This window comes from Bacillus sp. 22-7 (assembly GCF_010628845.1).
In the GTDB taxonomy this organism is placed as follows: domain Bacteria; phylum Bacillota; class Bacilli; order Bacillales; family Cytobacillaceae; genus Cytobacillus; species Cytobacillus firmus_B.
In genome coordinates this window covers 33940-47645 of sequence record NZ_NJQY01000006.1, presented here as the reverse complement: position 1 = coordinate 47645, position 13706 = coordinate 33940, and the positions used below count along the sequence as shown (strand labels likewise).

13 protein-coding genes and 2 pseudogenes are annotated in these 13706 nt (G+C 39.0%); all 15 read left to right on the top strand.

Going from position 1 to position 13706, the window contains the following annotated elements; genetic code table 11:
- Window positions 1-63 precede the first annotated feature (63 nt).
- The 15 genes and pseudogenes from CE058_RS04145 (at window position 64) to CE058_RS04075 (ending at window position 13697) form a co-directional block, all read left to right on the top strand.
- Window positions 64-429 (top strand): winged helix-turn-helix transcriptional regulator, encoded by a 366-nt coding sequence (locus tag CE058_RS04145; protein ID WP_163140455.1) that lies wholly within the window; start codon window positions 64-66, stop codon window positions 427-429.
- A 9-nt stretch (window positions 430-438) separates the two neighbouring features.
- Window positions 439-879: pseudogene (locus CE058_RS04140) on the top strand (Rossmann-fold NAD(P)-binding domain-containing protein); the annotation flags it as partial.
- Between the two features lie 1365 nt (window positions 880-2244).
- Window positions 2245-2529 carry a putative quinol monooxygenase gene (locus tag CE058_RS04135; RefSeq protein ID WP_163140453.1) on the top strand — a complete coding sequence of 95 codons (285 nt, stop codon included), beginning with the start codon at window positions 2245-2247 and terminating at the stop codon, window positions 2527-2529.
- Window positions 2530-2848: 319 nt separating this feature from the next.
- Window positions 2849-3100 (top strand): ArsR/SmtB family transcription factor, encoded by a 252-nt coding sequence (locus CE058_RS04130; protein ID WP_413227232.1) that lies wholly within the window; start codon window positions 2849-2851, stop codon window positions 3098-3100.
- Window positions 3101-3111: 11 nt separating this feature from the next.
- On the top strand, window positions 3112-4071 hold the full coding sequence (locus CE058_RS04125; protein WP_163140449.1) for a TIGR03571 family LLM class oxidoreductase: 960 nt from the start codon (window positions 3112-3114) through the stop codon (window positions 4069-4071).
- 43 nt (window positions 4072-4114) lie between these two features.
- Entirely contained in the window at window positions 4115-5137 is a 1023-nt protein-coding gene (locus tag CE058_RS04120) for an LLM class flavin-dependent oxidoreductase (protein WP_163140447.1), read from the top strand.
- Between the two features lie 144 nt (window positions 5138-5281).
- Window positions 5282-5581, top strand: coding sequence for an iron-sulfur cluster assembly accessory protein (locus tag CE058_RS04115; RefSeq protein WP_163140446.1), 300 nt, complete (start codon window positions 5282-5284; stop codon window positions 5579-5581).
- An 83-nt stretch (window positions 5582-5664) separates the two neighbouring features.
- The gene (locus tag CE058_RS04110; RefSeq protein ID WP_163140444.1) at window positions 5665-6381 is read left to right on the top strand and encodes an SDR family oxidoreductase; all 717 of its coding nucleotides are present in this window, start codon (window positions 5665-5667) and stop codon (window positions 6379-6381) included.
- 586 nt (window positions 6382-6967) lie between these two features.
- Window positions 6968-8065 carry an L-dopachrome tautomerase-related protein gene (locus CE058_RS04105; protein WP_163140441.1) on the top strand — a complete coding sequence of 366 codons (1098 nt, stop codon included), beginning with the start codon at window positions 6968-6970 and terminating at the stop codon, window positions 8063-8065.
- Window positions 8066-8564: 499 nt separating this feature from the next.
- Complete coding sequence (locus CE058_RS04100; protein WP_163140439.1) at window positions 8565-9425, top strand: YitT family protein; 861 nt, start codon at window positions 8565-8567, stop codon at window positions 9423-9425.
- Between the two features lie 680 nt (window positions 9426-10105).
- A pseudogene (locus CE058_RS04095) lies at window positions 10106-10399 on the top strand (phosphogluconate dehydrogenase (NAD(+)-dependent, decarboxylating)); the annotation flags it as partial.
- A gap of 54 nt (window positions 10400-10453) precedes the next feature.
- The gene (locus CE058_RS04090) at window positions 10454-10957 is read left to right on the top strand and encodes a hypothetical protein (RefSeq protein ID WP_163140437.1); all 504 of its coding nucleotides are present in this window, start codon (window positions 10454-10456) and stop codon (window positions 10955-10957) included.
- Window positions 10958-11223: 266 nt separating this feature from the next.
- A complete protein-coding gene (locus CE058_RS04085; protein WP_163140435.1) occupies window positions 11224-11736 on the top strand; it encodes a type 1 glutamine amidotransferase domain-containing protein in 513 nt (170 codons plus the stop codon).
- Window positions 11737-11836: 100 nt separating this feature from the next.
- Complete coding sequence (locus CE058_RS04080) at window positions 11837-12553, top strand: SDR family oxidoreductase (protein ID WP_163140433.1); 717 nt, start codon at window positions 11837-11839, stop codon at window positions 12551-12553.
- 253 nt (window positions 12554-12806) lie between these two features.
- Window positions 12807-13697, top strand: a complete 891-nt coding sequence (locus tag CE058_RS04075) for an aldo/keto reductase (protein ID WP_163140431.1) — start codon at window positions 12807-12809, stop codon at window positions 13695-13697.
- Window positions 13698-13706: the final 9 nt, after the last annotated feature.

Genomic DNA, 13706 nt, shown 5'->3' with positions numbered 1-13706 from the left:
CTTTTATCCCATATAGTGATAAAAAGTATACTATTGGATAAAATAAGGGGGGAGGTGAAGTGAGTGCCAAATTTAGGAGAAAAAATTTTCAACTGTGAAAAAGAATTAACACTTTCAGTAATTGGCGGTAAATGGAAATTGTTGATTTTATGGCATCTAGGCAAAGAAGGAACGAAACGATTTGGTGAATTAAAATCCCTTATGCCGGGTATTACCCAAAGAATGCTTGTTAATCAATTACGCGAACTTGAAGATCATTTAATAGTACATCGTGAAGTTTACCCTGTAGTTCCACCGAAAGTTGAATATTCATTGACTGAGCATGGAAAAAGACTTTTACCGATTATAGATGCTATGTATGAATGGGGAAAAGATTATATTGAAAATGTATTGGAAAAGGAGACTGAGGATCGATCAGCTGTTAAGTAGAAAAAAGTGTATTTGGAAAACGAAATCGGAAGCATTCAAGGTGCCATTGCAGGAGCTCCATGGGTAACTTCTGCTGGACAAGGTAAAGTAGGCTGGGCACTGCAACAAGATTACGCAGATGCAGCGGCAGCAGTTCTTCTTGGAAACGGTCACGAAAATACTGTATATGAACTTTCTGGTCCTCTTTTAACTCAAGAGGAATTGGCATCTGCTCTTGGAAATGTATTGGGTAAAGAAATACCTGTCCAGCAAGTTAGTGACGAAAAATATGCAGAGATCATGAAAGGCTTAGGTTTTCCTGATTTTTTTCTTCCGATTGTAGTAGGAATTCAAGAAAGCATTAGGAACGGTTCATTAGAAGTTAAAAGCAATGATTTTGAGAAAGTTCTTGGTCGTCCAGTTACTCCGATTAACGAAGCACTGAACCAACTTGTTAATGCAATTTCATAAATAAAATAAAATGAACTAAAAAGAACCGACATAAAGTTGGTTCTTTTTGCAGAATATGCACTTGCTCAATGATAATTTTTAGAGCAATCTATTATGCGACTTCTCTAACTATAGAAGTTTTTATTTTTGACAAAGGGTATTATTAAAATAAAGGTTTGTTAAGAAATGCACTTAAACAAACGGGTTCTTATGTTCAAGATCAGCTGCTTATCAGGCAGCTTTTTTCTTGTGTGCCAGGCATGGCAACTTCCTAGGTGGTGAAAGTCCGCTGTGGGGGTACACATTAGCCAACCACTAAGGAAGCGCAAGGTACTTATCGTGAGATAAGGGCTGGAGGGAGCGTGGAATAAAATCTTGGCTCGATTTAGAAATCTGATACTAAGGCTTTATAAAGGGATAAGGCTCCAAGACAAGTCAAAGTCCAAAAGATGTGCGTAACTTTATAGAGTGAATCAGGCGAGTAAAAGAGGAAAGATAGATGTCTTACCCTGGGAGGTGTTGCGGATGTATGCAAGTACTGTCGAAAAAGGTTAGTCGCAAGAAGTCAGCAGTAGCCATAGTAGTGAAATTTATTCATGAAGGGCTGAACAATTTATAGTGTTTCAACACCACGAATGGGTAAGTGACGTACTCCGAATGTATTAATGGTGAAAGTATGAGCGTATCTCAAAGGCTAACCAAAATGGAGCTATGACTTATTTTTATCCAACGTTTCGGTGAACCGTACCACAAATAGTGTTAAAGCAAAGAGTTGAAGTTGTGCTTGATAAAGAGAGAAAAAATCATTAAATATATCTAAATTACTTTATGGAAGTGCACATGAATATAAAAACTCTCCTGTCGGTAAGGGAAACAAAAAGGAATTACCGATTCCATTTGAATGGTAATTCTTTCAGTTTGTCTACAAAAGATAGCCTTTTTTGTGTTTTTTCTTAAGAATTAGCTTAATTTATATACTCGCAACCGTGCTGCCATCTACCCGATGGTTTACACCATTAATAAAGGAAGCCTGTTCAGAAGCAAGAAGAATGTATTTAATGGGTTCAATTATTTAGTGCAAAAGGAAAACAAGATTTTTATAAGAAATTAGGTTTTGAAACCCGAGATTCTGAAGCCCTCGTATGTCCTTGTTTTTATATTTTATTAAGGCACTAATTGGTCGCCGCTTATGAGGTTTTATCAATGTGTATCAAGTCCTTTAGTAATTTAAGCCTAACTAAAAAAGTTAAGAGTAAACAGTTAAAAGCTTTCTTAATTGAAGCGGATAAGAGATTAAAAAGGGTATATTTTTTACACGATGCTGGTAGGGACATAAACTTCACTGCCACCTAAAAACTTTATAAAAGAAAGTTAAGAGGGATGAAAATGGAGCATATTGTAATTACTGCTGTTTTAAAACCAAAAGAATGCCTGCAGGGGCAACTATTATCAGAACTCAAAAAGGTACAAGCGGCATCAAGGGAAGAGGCAGGTTGTATAAAGTATGACTTGCACCAATCTGAAGACCAAACTTTCGTTTTATATGAAGTGTGGAAGGATGAGGAAGCGCTGGAATACCATATTCAGTCGGCTCATTATCAGGAATACAGGAACAATATTGCAGACCTTGTATCAAATAGAAAAGTGTATAAGCTAAAAATAATGGAATAGATGGAGTGGCGGAACCGTGGAAAAAACCTGTTATTTGCAGGTTTTTTAGTGGTCTTTTTTAAGATGAAGCTTTTCGCCGTATCTCCTTCGAAACAAATCATTTGATTTGAAAGGACCAGATGGCTAATATATTAATATCGTGAATTACCGATTTGGCATGATGCTTTCAGATCATCTATCCAGCTTTCATTGGGATAGTGATAATCGATATAGAAAGAGGCAAATGACATTGAAGCAGGAATTGGAACGCTTAAATGATGAACAAGCCGTTGAAATTTTTAAGGCATTGTCGAACCAGACGAGGGTGAGCATTCTTCAAATGTTAAAAGATCCCTACAGTCATTTTTCACCGCAAGCCCATATTATTGTTGATGAAGGATTTGAAGGCGGGGTTTGCGTAGGGGATATCCGAAGCAAGGCGGGGATTTCGCAATCCACTACTTCACAGTATTTATCGATTCTGCTGCAAAGCGGACTTGTTGAAATAAAGCGAATCGGACAATGGACGTATTATCGCCGTAATGAGGAGACGATTAAAAAGTTCGAAAAATACATTGGTACAAAAATTTAAGGAGAATTGAAGTGAGTTTATTACAGCATCGAGCATATAACAGGTTGTACCAGAAGGATAAAATGACGCTTGGCTTCGCGATTCCAACGGCAAGAATGTCCAAATATCCGATTATGGAAAATCAGCTGTCGCTTGCCCGCAAAATTGAAGACCATGGTTTCGCGGCATTGTGGCTTCGGGACGTTACGATTCAGAATTTGAATATTGATGATAATGGTCAAATGTATGATGTATGGATTTATTTGACCTATCTTGCGGCCCATACCAAGGATATTGCACTTGGGACGGCTAGTGTGGCCCTCCCTCTGCGCCATCCTGTCAGAGTTGCAAAGGAAGCATCATCTATTGACCGGTTGTTTCCCGAACGGCTGATCATGGGAGTGGCTTCAGGAGACCGGGATAAAGATTTCACAGCTTTGGGAATATCCAAGCTTGAAAGTAGAGGGCTGTTTAAAAAGAATTATGCATTCCTTGAACGGCTGTTAAAGGAGGACAATCCGACAATCAACAGCGATTTAGGCGTCATCGATGGAACGGATATGAGAATGATCCCCAAGCCTTTTTCTTCGATTCCGACCATGGTGACAGGATTCAGCAATCAATCGATTGAATGGATCGCCCAGAATGGGGACGGCTGGATCCAGTACCCGAGGATTATCCCACAACAAACTCAATTGATTAACGAGTATCGCGAGTTGTCGGAAATTCACGCCCCAGGAGTGTTCAAACCTTTCACTCAGACTTTATTTATCGATTTATCGGAAAATCCCGATGCGCCTCCTGTTCCGATTCCGTTAGGATTTCATGTAGGGCGCAAACAGTTATTAGAAATTCTATATCAATTTCAATCCATTGGTGTCAATCACCTGGCATTTGTATTGTATTTTTCAAAGCGCCCTCCCGAGGAAGTCATACAGGAGCTTGGAGAGTTTGTGCGGCCTTACTTTCCGACTCATGAAATTCCAGTATAAGATTAGTTTTTAAAAAAATTAGATAAGGGAAGAAGATGAACTTATGTCTAAACATGCAAATAAACTAAACGAAATTCCATTCTCGGTGCTTGATCTTTCTCCGATAACAGCCGGGAGTACTCCAGCCGACTCTTTCCGCAATACATTGGAACTCGCACAGCTTGCTGAAAAACTTGATTACAACCGTTTTTGGCTCGCTGAACATCATAATATGCCGTTTATCGCCAGTTCCGCCACTTCTGTGGTGATGTCCCATGTGGCAGCCGGTACATCAAAAATCCGGATTGGTTCAGGAGGAATCATGCTGCCCAATCATGCACCGCTCGTCATCGCTGAGCAGTTTGGCACTCTTGAATCCTTATATCCTGGGCGAATTGACCTTGGTCTGGGGCGGGCACCCGGTACAGATCAGGGGACCGCTCGTGCACTGAGACGCGACTTGGGTAGTACCGGAGATGACTTTCCTGAGCAATTAGCGGAACTCCGCGGTTACTTTGATCCATCCTTGGCCCAAGGAAACCCTATAAAAGCGATTCCAGGTGAAGGACTGAATATTCCAATCTGGCTGCTGGGTTCAAGCGGCTTCAGTGCGCAGCTGGCCGGAGAACTGGGTTTGCCATTCGCGTTTGCCGCCCATTTCTCGCCACTTAACACTCGGGGTGCTCTACAGATCTATCGCAAGGCGTTTAAGCCTTCGAATGTTCTCGATAAGCCGTATGCGATGGTGGCATTGAATATCATTGCAGCAGAGACGGATAAAGAGGCAAAGCGCCTTTTTACAACAATACAGCAGCAATTTTTGAATCTGATGAGCGGCAGCCTTACACCGCTTCAACCACCGGTAGATGACATATCCGAAGTGGTCAGCAGCTACCAATTAAAGGCTCTCGAGCAGCAATTAGGCTCATCGATTGTTGGCAGCCAGCAGACGATAAAGGACAAGCTGCATACATTTTTGGAGGAGAACCAGGTTGATGAAATCATGGCCATTGCCCAAGTTTTTGACCACAAAGCCCGCCTCCGTTCGTATGAAATTCTGGCAGAGATTACAAAAAGCGAAATGTAAAAAGGTGGATATCAGCAAGGAAACCTTCTCTGATGATTTTTATAAGGCAATGAATTTGCATGGAACCGTGAGATCAGGTTATGTGGTTGTTTATAGGATTCCTCAATTAAAAAGATAAAAGTTGTTAGAATAGGAGACAATGATATGAACTGCAAAATTAACCGAAATGCTGCTAAAGTGCTGAAACAAATGTTGAACAGTGAAGAGGCTGAAGGGAAAATGGTTCGGCTATACGTTACACTAGACCATGGGAACCATGCCCATTATGATATAAAGCTTGATACTCCTACAGAACACGATGAAATTGTGAAAACAGACAAAGACATTGATGTTTTACTTGATAAAAGAGAACCGTTTTTAGATGGGGTCTGGATCAAGTATTTCTATGTGCCGCAAGCAGGATTTGAGATCACGAACTCTTCCAAGGGGCATCACCATCATTAAACAACTGAATAGTATCGTTTTAGAAATAAATTTCACAATGAATGATCAATACAAAAAAGGTTTTAAGAAGAAAGGGTTTTACTATGTCATTAAATGGTAAACGAGTAGTTGTTTTAGGGGGTACTTCTGGTATTGGTTTAGCAACTGCCAAAGCGTTTCTAGATCAATCTGCTCAAGTGATCATTGCCAGCCGTTCTGTTTCCAAATTAAATGAAGCAAAACAAGTTCTTGGTGGCAGTGCAGAAGCAATTGAAATCGATTTTCGAAGCGAAGAAAAAGCAGCAGAATTTTTCAGTAAGGTTGGAAAATTTGACCACCTTGTGGTAACAGCAGGAGAAGGTGCAATGGGGCACTTTAGCGAACTGCCTGTGGCAAGTGCTAAAGAGGCGTTTGATAGTAAGTTCTGGGGGCAATATATTACTGTCCGTTCAGCACTTCCATATTTAAGCAATGAGAGCTCAATCACCTTAACCTCTGGTGTATATGGCGTTCGTCCACCTCAAGGCGCTACTACGTTAGCGGCAATCAATTCAGCCATTGAAGGATTGGTTCGAGGACTTTCCGTAGACCTAGCCCCTATTAGGGTAAACGTGGTTTCACCTGGAATTGTAGACACTCCTATCTATGCTGGAATGTCAGATGATCAGAGGCAAGCACTGTTCAACGGCATTGCACAACAGCTCCCTGTTGGACGGATTGCAAAGCCGGAAGACATAGCTGAAACCTATGTATACCTTGCTAAAAATGGTTTTACTACTGGGACGGCTGTTCTTATTGATGGTGGAGCTCACTTAGTATAATGGCCTACATGGATGTTGAACCGAAGCTTACCACCCTACCAAGCAGCAGTTCTAACTAAAATAGAAATAAGGTAAGAATTGAGTGATTTACTGGTGGCAATACTGCAAAAGAGTATTGCCGCCTTTTTGTTCATTAGGTACATAAAAAGATACAAAAGGAATTGTTGATTTTAAATGAGTGTACAGTACAGGACGAAAATAAATTAACAAAAATAAAAAGCTCCCTTGAAAGTCGTGTAGTTACATTGCCTGATGGAACGTCTCTACCAAGAATAGGACAAGGAACTTTGTGCATGGGAGAAAATCCTCAAATGAGAGAAAGGGAAATCAGCTGGACAGGAGCAAATCATAATCGTTTTTATGTTAGTTCTAAAATTGGCTGCAAACGTTAATTCAGATGCTCTTATTCTCCGTCCTTGGAGAGCCAGTGGAAGTTTGAATCACTTTATCGAAACTCCCATGTTTCTCCTGGACTAATAAACCCACAGCATCCATCACGATAGAAAAATTTATCAAGAACCAGGCACTACAAAAAATTTTCATCATATATAGGTGATATCCGTTCGGATTTGATGAGGAGGATATTATGCAACCTATGTTACCTATGGAAAAATATTTTGGGCAGTTTGAACTGGTGCATGCTTTTTATGGGGCTATGCCTACAGGTGTCAGCGTTTCCGAAACCGGTCGTATTTTTGTTTGCTTTCCGAAATGGGGAGACGACGTTCAATTTACTGTGGCGGAAATTGTTGAGGGTGAATTGCAGCCTTATCCTAATTTAGAAACCAATTTGGTTAATACTGGGAATATTGCGATGTCTTTCGTCAGTGTCCAAAGTATCGTTGCTGATGGAAGAGGAACACTTTGGGTACTAGATACAGGGGCACCAAATTTTTCTGAGCCTATTCAAGGGGGAGCAAAATTAGTTGCTGTTGATTTAAGCACGAATACAATAAGGAGAGTATATACCTTTACAGAAGATGTTGTCTTGCCAACAACTTATCTGAATGATGTCCGTTTGGATTTTCGGATTGGAAGAGCAGGATATGCATATATAACGGATTCTTCTTCCAGAGGGCCAGGGGCTATTATCGTCGTAGATTTAGAAAATGGGAACGCGTTTAGACGGTTAAATGGGGCAATATCAACTTCACCTGATCCCTATTTTTTACCGAAAGTAGAAGGTGAAATTTTGATGAATCGAAACCCGGACGGCTCGACTTTCCCATTTAGATTGGCTTCCGATAGTTTAGCGATTTCTCCTGATGGAAAGGTTTTATTTTATGCTCCGCTAACCAGCCGTCAGCTGTTCTCGATCTCAACAGAAGCCCTAAGAGACAGAAGGATACAGGACATGAATTTATCCCAATATGTGCAGTATTGGGGGGAAAAAGGTGCGTCTGATGGAATGATCACCAGCGCAAAAGGAACCGTTTATGCAGGAGACTATGAAAACAACAGTATCCGGAAGATATTGCCGAATGGCGCAATGGAAACCATCGCACATGACCCGAGAATTTTATGGCCGGATACTTTTTCGATTGGTTCCGATCAATACTTATATGTCATTGTGAATCAATTACATCGGCAGGCGAGATTTCATTATGGAAGAGACCTGCGGGAAAAACCATATAGTTTACTTCGTATGAGAATTGATGAATTCCCTGCTCCTACCTTTTCATAATAATCTTAAACGAAGGTAGCTATCCCTCATCAGGGAGCTGCCTTTTAAGCAGACTAAGTTTGATTAAGTAAAGTTGGTCTATAAAGAGTGGGATCTTATGTGTAAAGGAGCGGTAGGATGTCTGAAAAAATAAAGAAGCTAGATGGTTTGGGTGATCCATCTTATCGTGAAATTTCTTCTAATACGCCTATATATAGGCTAGGTCATTTTTGTATGAATGGGGTAAAAACTATATGGAGAATGTGATGGATACTCTTGCCGATAAAAGTGCGTCTATTCAATAGCAATCGTTCTAAAAAGAGGAGGGGGTTAAAAACCACAAGTAGACTCTTAATAAGTCAAGACTTGTGGTCTTTTTATTTGTAATGATCCAGTGCATAAAGCAAATATAGGAGTACAATCTGGAAAAAGGTGAATAATATTCCTGTGTTGTAAAGGATTTTAGCTGAACTGTTTTATAGTAAGGAATCAAGAATAATACATATTTAAAGGTGAGATGATGAAAAAATTTGTTGAGTATGTTTTTTTAACTTTGGGGGCGTCAATCGTTGCTATGGGATTAGAAACGATGTTAGCACCAAACGGGCTAGTAGATGGTGGTGTAACAGCGTTATCGATTATGGCCAATGCTTTATGGGAAATCCCAATTTATGTTGTATTTTTGGGCTTAAATATTCCTATCTTAATTTTTACAGCTAAAGAAGTGGGTAAAACCTTTGTCATTAGAACTCTATATGCAAATATCATTACTACCGTTGGTTTAGTACTATTTAAATCAATTCCTCCAATTACGCAATCTGAAGTATTAATTGTGTTATACGGTGGGGTAATCTTAGGAGTTGGGATAGGAATCGTTGTAAAGTTTGGCGGTGCAATAGATGGAACTGAAATGCTGGCGATTTGGTTCAACCAACACTTTCGATATCCGATTGCCTCATTTTTATTAGTCGTGAATGCTTTCATATTTACGATTGCAGCGTTTGTCTATTCATTGGAACAGGCCATGCTTTCTCTTGCGGTTTTTTATATAGTGACGAAAATGATTAATTATGTTTTAGATGGTCTAAATCATGGGAAATCTGTCATGATCATTTCAGAAAAACCGGATGAAGTAGGAGATAGTATTATCAATCAATTAAATATCAGCATCACATTTTTATATGGAGAAGGCGGTTTTTTAGGGGAAAGAAAGAAGGTTATTTATTGTATTACAAACAGGTTTGTTTTTTCCAAATTAAAAAGTGTCGTTTTAGCAGCAGATCCATCAGCTATTATGGAGGCATCCTATGTTTGTGAAACAGCTGGAATAGATAGGTCGCTAATATTACCGAAAGCCAACCCTTCTAGCAATAAATCGTAATATTTGCTTCCATTAGTTAGCATCCTGTTTGATGCTAGAGAATAGAAAGTTCGTATATTACCTGGTATAATCTAATTCGCAAAGGTTTGATAAATGTCTTTGTAAATGACAAGGTCCAAGAGTCGACATTAAGAATAAATATAAAAAATATAACACCAAGTCTTGAACCCAAGGATACTCCCTTATCATGAGTTGTTAAAACTATTATTTAAATCATGACTCAAAGGCAATTTTGAAAGATCCTTGTACATTTACGGGGATTTTTCTGTTTTAAATCCCCTGATGGAAAAAATCGAATAACTCTCAATAGTGTATAGAAGTATACTAAGTATATTTTTGTTTACTATATAACATAAAAGTGCGTACTTTTAATTGTCTGTTGTAGATATTATACTAATATCAACACCGCAACCAATTCTTCTAAATCGGCGATTGTTAAGGTCAAAAGAGAGATATACCATTAGACATTTAAGAGGGAATGAATAATTCTCCTTTGTATTTTGTAAATAAAATCAAATTTATGATAAATCATTTTTTTTATTTTAACTGTAATAATATAAATTACAGTTTTTAGATGGAAGTTATAGATCCTATTCAATATAAATCGTCAATTAATGAACACAGAAAGGAATGAAAAGATTATGTTAAGGCCAAAAGCAAGGCATCGAAAAGTTTGCGAAAACCGCTCAGTCATTCGTTCATGGCACATGGACTTAACAGATCGTGCATTTTCTAAAGATGCCAACTTAGAACAAATCAAAGGAACCATGCATTCTTCAGGAGAAGGAAATTGGAAAGTGGAAACGGCTTTAGATTTGCAGGCAGCCATTCCTGTGATTGCCATGTCTCTTTTGATGCGCTATCGCTCCTTAGATCATGACACCTTTACCGGGAAAGTGGTCGCTGCCCTTCGGAACGAGTTTGGTGGACATGAAGTCAAAAAAGCAATTCCTAATATTGAGTGGATTTTGTAAACAAGCCACTTAACATATCAAAACAATCCGCAAAGTGAAAAAGGGAGTGAAATCATGAATGTAATGGATGCAAAAATTATTAGTACCCAATATGGTTTGGAGACCTATTTAGACGTTGTAAAAGGTGTGGATGTAAGAGATCTTCATTATCCTACAGAGACAGAACTGTTTTATGAAATCACAGTAGGGATAGAGTATTTTCTATTAAAGGAAGGAAGTTATTATGACAGTAGAAAGAATTATTTTCGTATCCGTATGGATTCCGATTTCGGTTCCGTAACGCTCGTAGAAACAAAAACGGAAAGTTTATTTGCTGTCAAAAATGAAGGCGAGAGAGACACAACAAAGGAACTGGTTGGAGAATGGCTCATAAAGACCCATGCTTTCAAACAAGTTATCAATGAACTGATTGTTCAAAAGAGAATGGAAAACGTTCAAACAGAGGGAGATATTCAAGTAGTACTAGGAACTATAAGATTCCTAGAGAAATTACTCGAGATCAAAACAGAAGACATTTTAAGTACCAATGTTGAGAGAGACCTTGAGTATGTTCATTAGTAACTTTTAAGATGATGGGAAACATTTATGTCGTATTCTATTTTAGAAAAATGAATAAGGGAACCTTAAAGTTGTTGAGGTTTCCCTAAACAATTCCGTATGGGACAGCCCTCTATCTGCCATATGTTATTGACTATAACAAAAAGGCGGAAAAAGTAGAGGATATTAAAACATCGCGGCTAACAACGGAGATGAAGATAATCAGAGCATGGCACAGAAATGAATATTTTTACTTATGCTTTGTCAATGAAAGGAGGTGAATGAGCATGAGTAAAAAAATCGCTACACTTATAACAAACTTATTTGAAGATGTGGAGTACACTGAACCAGCACAAGCCTTTAAAGAAGCTGGTCATGAAGTTATCACGATTGACAAACAATCAGGTAACCAAGTAACTGGTAAAAAAGGCACAACCGTAAAAATTGATAAATCCATTGATGAAGTTCATCCTGCAGACTTTGATGCGTTGCTAATCCCTGGTGGATTCTCTCCCGATTTATTGCGTGAAGACGATCATTTTGGTGAATTTGCAAAAGCATTTATCCAAGATGGAAAACCTGTTTTTGCCATTTGTCATGGACCACAAGTGTTAATCGATACAGACCTTTTAAAAGGTGTCGACATCACTGGCTATAAATCCATTCGCAACGATTTGAAAAATGCTGGTGCAAATTATAAAGACGAAGAAGTTGTCATCAGCAAAAATATTGTAACAAGTCGAGAACCAAAAGATATTCCAGCATTTAATCGTGAATCACTAAAACTTTTAGCTAAATAATAATGCTGTTGTAAAAACGTAAATATTTCTAACTTGCGGATTCTTTTATCAGAATCCGCAAGTTGGTTTAACAAATATATGAATAAAGGGGGTTATGACGTTGTCATTAAAAGGAAAAAGAGTGGTTGTTTTAGGAGGTACATCTGGTATTGGTTTAGCCGCTGCTAAGGCGTTTCTCGATGAATCCACTCAAGTCATTATTGCTAGCCGTTCTGCTTCAAAATTATCTGACGCAAAAGTGAAGCTTGATGGTAACGTAGAGGGCTATGAAATCGACTTTCGCAGCGAGGAAAATGCTGCAGACTTTTTCAAGAAGGTTGGGAAATTTGATCACCTGGTGGTTACGGCAGGTGAAGGCGCAATGGGTCACTTTAGCGAACTGCCTGTTGCATCCGTAAGAGAGGCTTTTGATAGCAAGTTCTGGGGGCAGTATATTTCGGTTCGTGCTGCTCTTCCATACTTGAATAATGAAAGTTCTATTACATTAACTTCTGGTTTATATGGTGTGCGTCCTCCTCAAGGTGCAACGACTCTAGCTTCCATTAATTCAGCAATCGATGGATTAGTACGAGGACTTTCAGTAGACCTGGCACCTATCAGAGTAAACGTGGTATCACCTGGTATCGTTGACACTCCTCTTTACGGCGGAATGCCAGAAGATCAAAGACAAGATATGTACCATGGGGTTGCTAAGCAATTACCTGTCGGACGTGTAGCTCAACCTAAAGATATAGCTGAAACCTATGTTTACCTGGCGAAAAATGGGTTTACAACTGGCACATCAGTTCTTATCGATGGAGGAGCCCATCTGATCTAATACATTGATATCAAAGTCGATTGATAAATTGATTTAGAATAGAAGTGGTGAGGATGACTCAAAGTGTCAGATACTTATAGGCCATCCTCACTTCTTTGTTTTTTTGCATAGTCGGAAGCAGAAATGGCCATATCATCCAACAGAGAATGATTTTGTTGGTTGCGGAAATTCTATGTATATAAATACTTATACGAAGAGTGGTTAAATTTTATTTCTATGATACCCAAATACATAAAAGAAAGGGTCGAGCCTAATGGATGAAAAGAAAAGAGCTGAAATTAAAAATGCATTAGCCAAACACGTGGTAATCCTGCCTGACGGCACTTCTTTACCTAGTTTAGGACAAGGAACATGGTACATGGGGGAAAATCCCCAAGTGAGAGACAAAGAAATAAAAGCCTTGCAGCTCGGCTTAGAATTGGGTATGAAACTTATTGACACTGCTGAAATGTACGGAAATGGCGACTCTGAACGCTTAGTTGGCGAAGCTATTAAAGGACGCAGAAATGATGTCTTTTTAGTCTCAAAAGTGTATCCCCATCATGCAGGTTTAGATATGATTTCAAAAGCATGTGAAAACAGCTTAAAACGACTCGGAACAGACCACTTGGACTTATATCTTCTCCACTGGAGAGGACGTGTCCCTTTAGAGGAAACAATTGAAGGAATGGAAAAACTACGTGAAGAAGGGAAAATTTTAAGATGGGGCGTCTCTAATTTTGACAAGGTTGATATGGAAGAGCTATGGAACACTACGAATGGAAAAAATTGTGTGACGAACCAAGTGCTATACCATTTAGGTTCAAGAGGAATCGACTTCGATCTCTTACCATGGCAGCGTGAACATAACATGCCAATCATGGCCTACAGTCCCCTTGCTCAAGGAGGCTCTTTAAGAAGACAGCTTTTAAACGATCCAGCTATTCATGATATTGCTTACAAATACAATGTCCAACCATTACAAATCGTTCTTGCTTGGACCATCCGTTCGAATAACGTCATCGCTATTCCAAAAGCGGTTCAACTTGAACATGTTTTAGCAAATGCTGAAGCAGCAACCATTGAGTTTACTGAAGAAGATCTCAGTAGAATTGATCAAGTATTTCCTAAACCTACTAGGAAAATGCCATTGGATATTATTTGACACTTGTTG

Coding starts and splice junctions, on each gene's coding strand:
- CE058_RS04135 (WP_163140453.1), top strand. CDS start 2,245: ATGGAGCATATTGTAATTACTGCTGTTTTAAAACCAAAAGAATGCCTG.
- CE058_RS04130 (WP_413227232.1), top strand. CDS start 2,849: ATGTTAAAAGATCCCTACAGTCATTTTTCACCGCAAGCCCATATTATT.
- CE058_RS04120 (WP_163140447.1), top strand. CDS start 4,115: ATGTCTAAACATGCAAATAAACTAAACGAAATTCCATTCTCGGTGCTT.
- CE058_RS04115 (WP_163140446.1), top strand. CDS start 5,282: ATGAACTGCAAAATTAACCGAAATGCTGCTAAAGTGCTGAAACAAATG.
- CE058_RS04110 (WP_163140444.1), top strand. CDS start 5,665: ATGTCATTAAATGGTAAACGAGTAGTTGTTTTAGGGGGTACTTCTGGT.
- CE058_RS04105 (WP_163140441.1), top strand. CDS start 6,968: ATGCAACCTATGTTACCTATGGAAAAATATTTTGGGCAGTTTGAACTG.
- CE058_RS04100 (WP_163140439.1), top strand. CDS start 8,565: ATGAAAAAATTTGTTGAGTATGTTTTTTTAACTTTGGGGGCGTCAATC.
- CE058_RS04090 (WP_163140437.1), top strand. CDS start 10,454: ATGAATGTAATGGATGCAAAAATTATTAGTACCCAATATGGTTTGGAG.
- CE058_RS04085 (WP_163140435.1), top strand. CDS start 11,224: ATGAGTAAAAAAATCGCTACACTTATAACAAACTTATTTGAAGATGTG.
- CE058_RS04075 (WP_163140431.1), top strand. CDS start 12,807: ATGGATGAAAAGAAAAGAGCTGAAATTAAAAATGCATTAGCCAAACAC.